The sequence below is a fragment of the Bradyrhizobium sp. A11 genome (assembly GCF_042077125.1).
In the GTDB taxonomy this organism is placed as follows: Bacteria; Pseudomonadota; Alphaproteobacteria; order Rhizobiales; family Xanthobacteraceae; genus Bradyrhizobium; species Bradyrhizobium japonicum_B.
In genome coordinates this window covers 5,267,758-5,279,055 of record NZ_CP149509.1, presented here as the reverse complement: position 1 = coordinate 5,279,055, position 11,298 = coordinate 5,267,758, and the positions used below count along the sequence as shown (strand labels likewise).

Sequence of the window (11,298 nt, the reverse complement as noted above, 5' to 3'; positions counted from 1 at the left end):
CTAGTCGGTCTCACTTGGTCGGTCTCAGTCCAGCACCTCGACGATGCGGCGCGAGCGCGGCTCGACCAGCACGGTCTCGCCGTTCACGACGGTGTAGCGATAGGTGGTGGCGCCGAAACGTTGCGGCACGTCGTAATAGGTGACGCCCGCCTCAGGTAAGGTGGTGCCGACCACGACGCGATCGGGGATGCTGAAGGCCGGCACACGCTGTTCGACGACGTAGTCGCGGAAAGCCGGCCGCTGCTCGACGGCGATGGTTGGGCCGCTGTCGACCACGGCGGGCGCGCGTCCGACGGTGACACTGGTTTGCGCCTGCGCCGCCAGAGGCGAGCCGATCGCGGCCGCGAGCGCTGCAAGAGCAAGAATCCTGTTCCGCATGGACAACTCCTTCGACGTGATGGTTCGGACGCGCAACAGGCGCGACCGGTTGCCAATGCATGCGTGTCGGCAATGTTCCGGGAAAAGCCCTGCCGTATCAGCGGCAATTTCAGGCAGTTTTCGTGGGCGGCGGAACCTGCTCGCCCGTTGCGCGTCTCTACTCGCGGAACCGGGAGGGCTATGATCCGCCCGCGATTCGCCCCCTCCACAGAAAGATAGTTCATGCACATCACCGTCGCCCACATTTCGCCGATCCTGTCGTTGATTGCGGGTGTGCTCATCCTGATCATGCCGCGGCTGCTGAACCTGATCGTCGCGATCTTCCTGATCGTGAACGGCGCGATCGGGCTCGGGCTCCTGAAGTGGCTCCGCTTCTAGGCGTTCACTTTTCGGAACTGTTCGACTTGCGCGGGCCCGCCCAAAATGGTGTAAGGCCCGCGATTTCCCATTCCTCTCGCAGGTTGTGTGCAAGCTATGGCCAAAGCCGCCTCGAAGCCCAAGAAAATCCCAGCGAAAATGCCAGCGAAATCAAAGTCCTCGGCCGCCGCCAAGGCCGCGCCGCCAGCCCGCAAGGCGCTGGCCAAGAGCGCGCCGAAGCCGGTCGCCAAAGCCGTTGCCAAGTCCGCTGCAAAGCCCGCTGCAAAGCCGGCGGCAAAGGCCGTGACCAAGGCCGTTCTGCCGAAGGCTGCTGCCAAGCCCGTACCGAAGAAGGCTGTGCCGGCGAAGGCGGCCCCAAGCGCCATCAAGGCCGGCAAATGGGTTTACACATTCGGTGACGGCAAGGCCGAAGGCCGGACGGAGATGCGCGACCTGCTCGGCGGCAAGGGCGCCAACCTCGCCGAGATGGCCAATCTCGGCCTGCCGGTGCCTCCCGGCTTCACCATCCCGACCTCGGTCTGCACCTACTTTTACGCGCACGGCAAAACCTACCCGAAGGAACTGCAGGCACAGGTCGAGAAGGCGCTCGACCATGTCGGCAAGCTGACCGGCAAGATCTTTGGCGACACCAAGAACCCGCTGCTTGTCTCGGTGCGCTCCGGTGCGCGCGCCTCGATGCCGGGCATGATGGACACCGTGCTCAACCTCGGTCTCAACGACCAGACCGTGGAAGCGCTGGCCGAATTGTCGGGCGACCGCCGCTTCGCCTATGACAGTTATCGCCGCTTCATCACCATGTACTCGGACGTGGTGCTCGGCTTCGAGCACCATCACTTCGAGGAGATCCTCGACACCTTCAAGGACAGCCAGGGCTACACGCTCGACACCGATCTGTCCGCCGACGACTGGGTCGAACTGGTCGGCAGGTACAAGGACGCGGTCGCGCGCGAGACCGGCAAGGACTTCCCGCAGGATCCGCACGACCAGCTCTGGGGCGCGATCGGCGCGGTGTTCTCATCCTGGATGAACGCGCGTGCCGTGACCTATCGCAAGCTGCACGACATTCCGGAATCCTGGGGCACCGCGGTCAACGTGCAGGCCATGGTGTTCGGCAACATGGGCGAGACCTCGGCCACCGGCGTCGCCTTCACCCGCAATCCCTCGACCGGCGAGAGCAAGCTCTACGGCGAGTTCCTGATCAACGCGCAGGGCGAGGACGTGGTGGCGGGCATCCGCACGCCGCAGGACATCACCGAGGAAGCGCGCAAGGAATCGGGCTCCGACAAGGCGTCGATGGAATCGGCGATGCCGGAGGCCTTCAAGGAGCTGACGCGGATCTACACGCTGCTCGAAAAGCACTACCGCGACATGCAGGACATGGAGTTCACGGTCGAACAGGGCAAGCTCTGGATGCTGCAGACCCGCGGCGGCAAGCGCACCGCGAAAGCCGCGCTGCGCATCGCGGTCGAGCTCGCCAATGAAGGGCTGATCTCGAAGAAGGAAGCGGTGACGCGGATCGATCCGGCTTCGCTCGATCAGCTCTTGCATCCGACCATCGATCCCCACGCCAAGCGCGACGTGATCGCGACCGGCCTGCCGGCTTCGCCGGGAGCAGCCTCCGGCGAGATCGTGTTCTCCTCGGATGAAGCGGCCAAGCTTCAGGCCGACGGACGCAAGGTGATCCTGGTCCGCATCGAGACCAGCCCGGAAGACATCCACGGCATGCACGCCGCCGAAGGCATCCTGACCACGCGCGGCGGCATGACCTCGCACGCGGCGGTGGTCGCCCGCGGCATGGGCAAGCCCTGCGTTTCCGGCTGCGGCACCATCCGCGTCGATTACGGTCGCGGCACCATGAGCATCGGCTCGCGCACCTTCAAGACGGGCGACGTCATCACCATCGACGGCTCGCTCGGCCAGGTGCTCGCCGGCCGCATGCCGATGATCGAGCCGGAGCTGTCCGGCGAGTTCGGCACGCTGATGAACTGGGCCGATCAGGTCCGCAAGATCGGCGTCCGCGTCAACGGCGACACGCCGGACGACGCCCGCACCGCGATCAAGTTCGGCGCCGAAGGCATCGGTCTCTGCCGCACCGAGCACATGTTCTTCGAGGAGACCCGCATCCGCACGGTGCGCGAGATGATCCTCTCCGAGGACGAGCAGTCCCGCCGTGCCGCGCTCGCCAAGCTGCTGCCGATGCAGCGCGCCGACTTCGTCGAGCTGTTCGAGATCATGAAGGGCCTGCCCGTCACGATCCGGCTTCTTGACCCGCCGCTACACGAGTTCCTGCCGCACACCCACGCCGAGGTCGAGGAAGTGGCGCGGGCCATGAACACCGATCCGCGGCGCCTCGCCGACCGCGCGCGCGAACTCTCGGAGTTCAACCCGATGCTCGGCTTCCGCGGCTGCCGCATCGCGATCGCCTATCCGGAGATCGCCGAGATGCAGGCGCGTGCGATCTTCGAGGCGGCGGTCGAGGCCGAGAAGCGCACCGGCAAGGCCGTCGGCCTCGAGGTGATGGTGCCGCTGATCGCGACCAAGACCGAGCTCGATCTCGTCAAGGCGCGGATCGATGCCACGGCGCAGGCGGTGATGCGCGAGACCAGCACCAAGCTGGCCTATCAGGTCGGCACCATGATCGAGCTGCCGCGCGCCTGTCTGCTCGCGGGCGAGATCGCGCAGTCGGCCGAATTCTTCTCGTTCGGCACCAACGACCTCACGCAGACCACCTACGGCATCAGCCGCGATGATGCCGCAAGCTTCCTCGGGACCTACGTGTCCAAAGGCATTCTCGCGGTCGATCCCTTCATCTCGCTCGACCAGGAAGGCGTCGGCGAGCTGGTCAAGATCGGCGTCGCGCGCGGCCGCAAGACGCGGGCGAAGCTCAAGGTCGGCATCTGCGGCGAGCACGGCGGCGATCCGGCCTCGGTTGCCTTCTGCCACCATATCGGCCTCGACTACGTCTCCTGCTCGCCCTACCGCGTGCCGATCGCGCGCCTTGCCGCCGCACAAGCCGCGCTCGGCAAGGAGATCGCAAGCCAGGCGTAAGCAGAGTTAAGATGCTGGAATGCGAGAGGCGGGGACAACCCCGCCTCTTCTCGTTTGAGGCGGCACTCTGACTTGTCGATCCGCGAAGCCGTTAGCCCCGTCATCCTGAGGTACGAGCGGCGCGGTGATGCGAACGCGCTTTGCGCAACAACGGGAACCGCGCGCGCCCGGTATTGCTACGCGCCGTCAAGAGTTCCTTCACCATTCGCGTTGACCGGTTGTTTACCGCTTGGCGTGACGACGCATTTACCAAAGCGCTGCATCGCTCCGTGAAAACACCTGTGTTCGCTTGAGTGTGCCGAACGCGCAACGCCGATTAACGCCCCGGCAACCTAAATTGGATACTTACGATAAAGATCGAATTGCACGGATGTACTGCGGTTCGGTTTTTCTGGCGTAAGCGTAGCGTGAGCGTGTTGATGTCAGTGTTGCGTAACCATCCGAAGGGCGCGCGGTTCGCGTCCTTCGGCATCGGTCTCTGCATCTTCGCATTGATGCCGAGAGAGACCGGCTATCAGGACATTGCCTCCTTGCTGGCGCGCCAACCCGGCGTCGCCGAGCGTTGGCAGAAGCAGGTGTTCTCCGCGGCGTCCTCGATCCAGCTCGCGACCTACAGCTTTTCCCGCCCCATCGGCACCTCGGTTCCGCAGAGCGCGATGGTGCGCCTCGCGAGCCTCGACGGCCGCGACGTCACCGGCGCGATCCGCCGCAATCCGGCGCTGCAGACCGTGCCGCGCTATCAGGCATCCGACTTTCCCAAGGTCGATCGCTCCATGAAGGGTGATCGCCTCGCAATTGTTTCACCGGGCCAGGCTCCAGAGACGGCCGCGCCCGCTGCGGCACCGCCGCAGGAAGATCCCGCGACCTCGAACAGCTCGGTGTTCGGCGCCAAGACCGCCGCCCTGCCGCTGCCGATGTCGCCGGAATCCGCGGCCGCGCTCGACCCCGAGCTCCAGGAAGCGCTGCGCGCGCCGCCGCTGCCGCAATACACCAACGCGCCGCAGGCCAGCGACGCCGCGCGCGCGCTCGCGACCGCGCCGCTCGAGGCGCTCAAGCGGACAACCGCGCCGACGACGCCGGTGCGCGATCCCTTCAGCGTCAAGACCTCCAGCCTGTTCTTCGGCAGCTCCTCGCTCGGCGGCAATCTGGAGAGCATCGAGAGCTGGCAGCCCGGCGCCGAGCCGCTGATCGTGATGCCCGATCCCGACATGAAGGCAACGGCCTCGCTGACGCCGCCGACGGTGGAGATCGCCAAGGACATCGAGAGCGGCGAGAGCGTTGCGCCGAAGGGCGAGGTCAATGCCGACAACCAGCGCACGAGGTCGCCGGCGGAACGGCTCGCGCTCGACGACAAGTCGCGCGCCAAGTCCGAAAAGTGCCTCGCCGAAGCGGTCTATTTCGAAGCCCGCGGCGAGGCGGTCCGCGGCCAGATGGCGGTCGCGCAGGTCGTGATGAACCGCGTGTTCTCCGGCAAGTATCCGGACACGGTGTGCGGCGCGGTCTATCAGAACAAGCATCGTCATCTCGCCTGCCAGTTCACCTTTGCCTGCGACAACAATACCGACGTGATCCGCGAGCCCGAGATGTGGGAGCGCGCCAAGAAGATCGCCAAGGCCATGCTCGACGGCCAGATCTGGCTGCCCGAGGTCGGCAAGTCCACGCACTATCATGCCTATTGGGTGCGTCCGTCCTGGGTCGCCGAGATGAAGAAGATGTACAAGACCGGCGTGCACACCTTCTACCGCCCGCGCGCCTGGGGCGACGGCAGTGAAGAGCCGAGCTGGGGCACGCCGGCCCAGACCGCCGCGCTCTCCGCCGAGCTCGCCCAGGAAGCCAAGAGCTCCGCCGAGATGGGTGCGAGCGAGCGGAGGTAATTGTCCTTTACCTCTCCCCGCTTGCGGGGAGAGGTCGGATTGCCTCGGCGATGCGAAGCATCGTCCGGAGCAATCCGGGTGAGGGGGATACAGGTCTCTCGACAGCCGCATACGTGGAGAGAGGCCCCTCACCCCAACCCTCTCCCCGTAAGAACGGGGAGAGGGAGAAGACCACCTCACATCTCGATATCCAGCGCGCAGTCGAAATTCGGCGCGGAATGCGTCAGCGCGCCGGCCGAGGCGTAGTCGACGCCGGTGGCGGCGATGGCGGCGATCGACTCGAGCGTGACCCCGCCGGACGCCTCGAGCTCGAGGCGGCCCTCGTTGAGCCTGACGGCCTCCCGCAGCGTCGCAAGATCCATGTTGTCGAGCAGCACGGCGTCGGCCAGTCCGCTGTCGAGCACCTCGCGCAATTGCGACAACGTATCGACCTCGATCTCGATCTTGACGAGAAGGCCGGCATGGGCGCGGGCGCGCTCTAGCACCGGACGGATGCCGCCGGCGACCGCGATATGGTTGTCCTTGATCAGGATCGCATCGTCGAGACCGAAGCGGTGGTTGAAGCCGCCGCCGCAGCGCACCGCGTATTTCTCCAGCGCCCTCAGCCCCGGCGTGGTCTTGCGCGTGCAGCAGATGCGCATCTTCGTGCCTTCGGTGCGCGCGACATAATCCGCCGTTAATGTCGCAACGCCCGACAGGCGGCCGACGAAGTTCAGCGCGGTTCGCTCCGCGGTGAGGATGGCACGCGCGGGGCCCGAGATTGTCAGCACCTGCTGTCCGCGGGCGACGCGTGCGGCGTCGCGGACATGGGCGCGCACCTCGATGTCGGCCGAGAGCTTTTGCAGCGTCGCCAGCGCGAGCGGCAGGCCGGCGATCACGCCGGACTGGCGCGCCACCAGGACTGCCTGCGCCTTGGTCGCTTCCGGGATCGTCGCAAGCGAGGTGATGTCGCCGGCGCGGCCGAGGTCCTCGTCGAGCGCGCGCTGCACGGCCGCGTCGATTGCGAGCGGCGAGAGGAAGGCATCGGGATAGAGCAGTGAGGTCGGGGTCATCGGGGTTTCCTTCAGGCAATCATGGGTTGGGCGCTGCGCGATATTGGCCGCTCGCTCAGGCTCTCGGCGGCCTCGCGCGCCGCGGCGAGGGTGGTCATCGTTCGCTGCGCCAGCGCGGGCACCTCCGTCGGGTGGTCGATGCGGAAATGCGCGCCGCGGCTTTCGCGCCGGCTCCACGCCGAGGCGGCGACAAGCAGGGCTGCGGTGGCCATGTTGTGCAGCGTGGTGCTCGTCGCCTCGCGTTCGAGCGCGGCGAAGTGGTGCACGGCTTCCGCAAGGCCGTCATCGTCGCGGATCACGCCGACGCAGGAGCTCATCGTCGCCCGCAACCGCCGCACAGCCGCGGCATCCGGCGCGCCGCCGCGCGGTGTCACCAATGCATCGGGAAGACGGGCAGGGGAGGGAAGAATACGGCCGGCGATGTCGTCGGCGATGCGCGCGGCATAGACCACCGCCTCCAGCAGCGAATTCGAGGCCAGCCGGTTGGCGCCGTGCGCGCCGGTCGACGACACCTCGCCGCCGGCCCAGAGCCCCTCGATCGAGCTGCGGCCGCGGCCGTCCACCGCGATGCCGCCCATATGGTAGTGCGCGGCGGGCGCGACCGGGATGGCCTGCCTCGCCGGATCGATGCCGGCGGCGATGCAGCTCGCATGCACGGTCGGGAATCTGTCGGCGAAGCGCGCGCCAAGCGCCGCCCGTGCGTCGAGGAAGGCGCCGCGCCCGGCCGCGATCTCGGCGAACACGCCGCGGGCCACGATGTCGCGTGGCGCGAGCTCGGCGAGCGGATGGCGCGCCGCCATGAAGCGCTCGCCGTTGCCGTTGATCAGCGTCGCGCCTTCGCCGCGCAGGGCTTCGGTTGCGAGCGGTGCCGGATCGCCTCCGGTCATGATGGCAGTCGGGTGGAACTGGACGAATTCGGGGTCGGCGATCACGGCACCGGCGCGGGCCGCGATGGCAAGGCCCGAGCCGCTGGCCTCGAGCGGATTGGTGGTGACGGCATAGAGATGTCCCATCCCGCCCGTGGCAAGCACCACCGCGCGCGCGGCGAGCAGGAGCGGCCGTGCCGCGGGATTGCCGGCTTCGCGCAACTGAAGCCCGGAGACGACGCCATCCTCGGTCAAGAGGGTTTCGGCGACGAGGCCTTCGATGACGCGGATCGACGGCGTCCGGCGCACCGCATCGCTCAAGGCCGCGATGATCGCGGCGCCCGCCCCGTCGCCGCGCACATGCACGATGCGCCGGGCCGAGTGCGCAGCTTCCCGCCCGACCGCAAGCTTTCCTTCGAGATCGCGATCGAACGGCACGCCATAGGCGAGCAGGTCGTGGATGCGCGGCGCCGCCTCGCGTGCGATCCCGAGTGCGACCGCCTCGTCGACGAGGCCGCCACCGACCGCGATCGTGTCGGCAGCATGCGCCTCCGGCGTGTCGCCCTCGGCCACCGCGGCGGCGATGCCGCCCTGCGCCCATGCGGATGATGCGCCCTGTCCGAGCGGTGCCGCCGAGATCAGCGTCACCGGACGCGGCGCGAGCTTGAGCGCGCAGAACAGTCCGGCAAGACCGCCGCCAACGATGACGATGTCGTCGGTGCGGGTGAGGTCGTGGATGTTGTTGGTCATTGTTCTCTCCATTCACTCCGCCGTCGTCCCTGCGAACGCAGGGACCCATAACCCCAGGGAGGAGTCGTGACGCGAGCTCGTCACTCCGAGTCGTCGCCAAACATCTGCCTGTGGTCAGCGCGACGAGCGCGAGCGCTCGCGCGGGGATCCCGAATCTGCGCGCGCTTGAGGCGCGCTTGTCCGGGACGACAGCTGTGGTTGTTGCCGATCCTCGTACTCAGTTCTTCAGATTGATCATCCGCTCGACCGATCGCCTTGCCCTCTCCGCGAGCGCGGGATCGATCGTCACCTCCTCACGGAGCGTCAGCAGGCTGTCCAGGATGTTGGCGAGCGTGATGCGCTTCATATGCGGGCAGAGATTGCAGGGGCGCAGCATCTCCACGTCGGGCAGCTCGGCGCGCACATTGTCGGCCATCGAGCATTCCGTGATCATCACCAGCCGCCGCGGCCGCCGCTCACGCACCCAGTTGATCATGTGCGCGGTCGAGCCGGTGAAGTCGGCTTCCGCCAGCACGTCCGGCGGACATTCGGGATGCGCGATGATCTGCACCGAGGGATCGGCCTCGCGGAAAGCGCGCAGCTCTTCGCCCTTGAAACGCTCGTGCACTTCGCAGGCGCCTTTCCAGGCGATGATTTTCACGTCGGTCTTCGAGGCCACGTAAGTTGCGAGATAGCGATCCGGCAGGAAGATCACGCTTGGAACGCCAAGGCTCTCGACCACCTGCACCGCGTTCGAGGAGGTGCAGCAGATGTCGACCTCGGCCTTCACCTCGGCCGAGGTGTTGACGTAAGCGACGACCGGCACACCGGGAAATCTCTCGCGCAGCAGGCGGACGTCGGCGCCGGTGATGCTGGCGGCGAGCGAGCAGCCGGCGCTTGCGTCGGGAATCAGCACCGTCTTGTCGGGGTTGAGCAGTTTCGAGGTCTCCGCCATGAAATGCACGCCGCATTGGACGATGATGTCGGCCTTCACCTTGGTGGCTTCGACAGCGAGCTGCAGCGAATCGCCGCCGATATCGGCGACGCAGTGGAAGATCTCGGGGGACTGGTAATTGTGCGCGAGGATCACCGCGCCGCGGGCGCGCTTCAGCTCGTTGATCGCCAGGATCGTCGGCGCCATCAGCGGCCACTCGATCGGCGGGATTACATGCTTCACGCGCTCATAAAGCGGCGCGGTGGCGCGGGCGACCTCCGACGTCCACGTCAGCGAGGGCGTCGGCAGCCTGGCTTCCGTTCGTGCGGGTGCAGCCCGGGGGAAGGCGCTGACTTGGCCCTGGGGCCGGTTGGCAAAATCGTCGGGGCCGTAAATTCCAGCGATCGGCATCGAAGCCTCCCTTCTAGATCAATTATGCTCAATTTGAGTATATATGAGGTTCGAAAATGCCGGCCGAGAGGCCAGCGCGGATGTCTTCGGGCTGTATATACTCATTATGAGCAAATCAAACATAACATGCTCTACCGGGGATTGCCAGATCCGGCCGCACACATTTCCGTCAGGGTCCGACGGGTGAGGTGAGGCCACATTGAAATGCAATGCTCCCGCGGCAGCTCCTCGTGGAATGCAACCGTTTTTGACTTGGGATTTTCATGCAAGTGCATTAAATGGCACGTTCGCGGCGGCTGCTTCGCCACTCCGCCAATGACAAACGAGGAGCACCATGTCGACATCAGTGAGCGAACTTGCTCCGGCCCCACGTTCCTCCAACTGGCGCACCCCGGCCATCATCATTCTGTGCGGCTGTGCGATCGGCATGCTCGGCTTCGGTCCGCGCTCGGCGCTCGGCTTCTTCGTGCAGCCGATGAGCCACGAATTCTCCTGGGGCCGCGACGTGTTTGGCCTCGCGATCGCCGTGCAGAACCTGCTGTGGGGTCTGGGCCAGCCCTTCGCTGGAGCCGTGGCCGATCGCTTCGGCCTGTTCCGGGTGATGTGCGTCGGCGCGCTGCTCTATGCCGGCGGGCTGCTCCTGATGCGCTATTCCTCGACGCCGCTGTCACTCAACATGGGGGCCGGCGTGATGATCGGCTTAGGTCTGGCCGGCTGCTCGTTCAACCTGGTGCTGTCGGCCTTCACCAAGCTCCTGCCCGCCGAGAAGCGCGGCATCGCGCTCGGCGCCGGCACCGCTGCGGGCTCGTTCGGGCAGTTCCTGTTCGCGCCGATCGGCGTCGCGCTGATCGACAATTTCGGCTGGCAGCAGGCGCTCTCAGTGTTCGGCTTCCTGATGCTGCTGATCATCCCGCTGTCGCTGGCGCTCTCGACGCCGCCTGTCGCAAACACGGCCAATACGGCGCCTGCCGATGAGCAGACCATTACAAAGGCGCTCGCGGAGGCCTTCGGCCACCGCTCCTATGTGCTCTTGGTGCTCGGCTTTTTCACCTGCGGCTTCCAGCTCGCCTTCATCACCGTGCATCTGCCGGCCTTCCTGGTCGATCGCGGCATCACCGCACAAACTGGCGGCTGGGTGATCGCGGCGATCGGCCTGTTCAACATCGTGGGTTCGCTCAGCGTCGGCTATCTCCAGAACTCACTGCCCAAGCGCTACATCCTCTCGACCATCTACTTCACGCGCGCGCTGGCGACACTCGCCTTCATCTCGTTCCCGATCACGCCGTTCTCGGCGATTGCGTTCGGTGCGATCTCCGGCCTGACCTGGCTCTCCACGGTGCCGCCGACCTCGGCGCTGGTGGCGCTGATGTTCGGCACGCGCTGGCTTGCTACGCTCTACGGCTTCGCCTTCGTCAGCCATCAAGTCGGCGGCTTCCTCGGCGTCTGGCTCGGGGGCATCGTGTTCGAGAAATTTGGTTCCTACACGCCGATCTGGTGGCTTTCGATCCTGTTCGGCGTGCTCTCCGCGCTGATCAATCTTCCGATCGTGGAGAAACCCGTGGCACGGGCGGTTGCGCAGCCCGCCTGATCGGCTAAACATCCCGGACAGACAAGTCAGGGAGTTCAGT

8 protein-coding genes are annotated in these 11,298 nt (G+C 66.2%); 4 read left to right on the top strand and 4 right to left on the bottom strand.

Features of this window, described 5'->3' with window-relative positions; translation table 11 throughout:
• Positions 1-24: 24 nt before the first annotated feature.
• Positions 25-378, bottom strand: a complete 354-nt coding sequence (locus tag WI560_RS24845) for a DUF1236 domain-containing protein (protein ID WP_028134910.1) — start codon at positions 376-378, stop codon at positions 25-27.
• Between the two features lie 222 nt (positions 379-600).
• On the opposite strand from WI560_RS24845, the gene WI560_RS24840 reads away from it, so the two are divergent.
• The 3 genes from WI560_RS24840 (at position 601) to WI560_RS24830 (ending at position 5,678) form a co-directional block, all read left to right on the top strand.
• Complete coding sequence (locus WI560_RS24840) at positions 601-756, top strand: DUF3096 domain-containing protein (protein WP_008562090.1); 156 nt, start codon at positions 601-603, stop codon at positions 754-756.
• A gap of 96 nt (positions 757-852) precedes the next feature.
• Positions 853-3,804: a pyruvate, phosphate dikinase gene (ppdK, locus tag WI560_RS24835; protein WP_375305291.1), complete on the top strand. Its 2,952-nt coding sequence runs from the start codon at positions 853-855 to the stop codon at positions 3,802-3,804.
• A gap of 419 nt (positions 3,805-4,223) precedes the next feature.
• Positions 4,224-5,678: a cell wall hydrolase gene (locus WI560_RS24830; RefSeq protein ID WP_375305290.1), complete on the top strand. Its 1,455-nt coding sequence runs from the start codon at positions 4,224-4,226 to the stop codon at positions 5,676-5,678.
• 176 nt (positions 5,679-5,854) lie between these two features.
• Here the strand turns inward: WI560_RS24830 and nadC are convergent, their stop codons facing one another.
• The 3 genes from nadC to nadA all read right to left on the bottom strand — a co-directional run bounded on the left by nadC (position 5,855) and on the right by nadA (position 9,670).
• Positions 5,855-6,730, bottom strand: coding sequence for a carboxylating nicotinate-nucleotide diphosphorylase (gene nadC / locus WI560_RS24825; protein ID WP_375305289.1), 876 nt, complete (start codon positions 6,728-6,730; stop codon positions 5,855-5,857).
• Positions 6,731-6,741: 11 nt separating this feature from the next.
• Positions 6,742-8,346, bottom strand: a complete 1,605-nt coding sequence (locus WI560_RS24820; protein ID WP_375305288.1) for an L-aspartate oxidase — start codon at positions 8,344-8,346, stop codon at positions 6,742-6,744.
• 217 nt (positions 8,347-8,563) lie between these two features.
• Positions 8,564-9,670 carry a quinolinate synthase NadA gene (gene nadA / locus WI560_RS24815; RefSeq protein WP_375305287.1) on the bottom strand — a complete coding sequence of 369 codons (1,107 nt, stop codon included), beginning with the start codon at positions 9,668-9,670 and terminating at the stop codon, positions 8,564-8,566.
• Positions 9,671-10,004: 334 nt separating this feature from the next.
• Here nadA and WI560_RS24810 point away from each other — a divergent pair, with 334 nt between their 5' ends.
• A complete protein-coding gene (locus WI560_RS24810; RefSeq protein WP_375305286.1) occupies positions 10,005-11,258 on the top strand; it encodes an MFS transporter in 1,254 nt (417 codons plus the stop codon).
• Positions 11,259-11,298 lie beyond the last annotated feature (40 nt).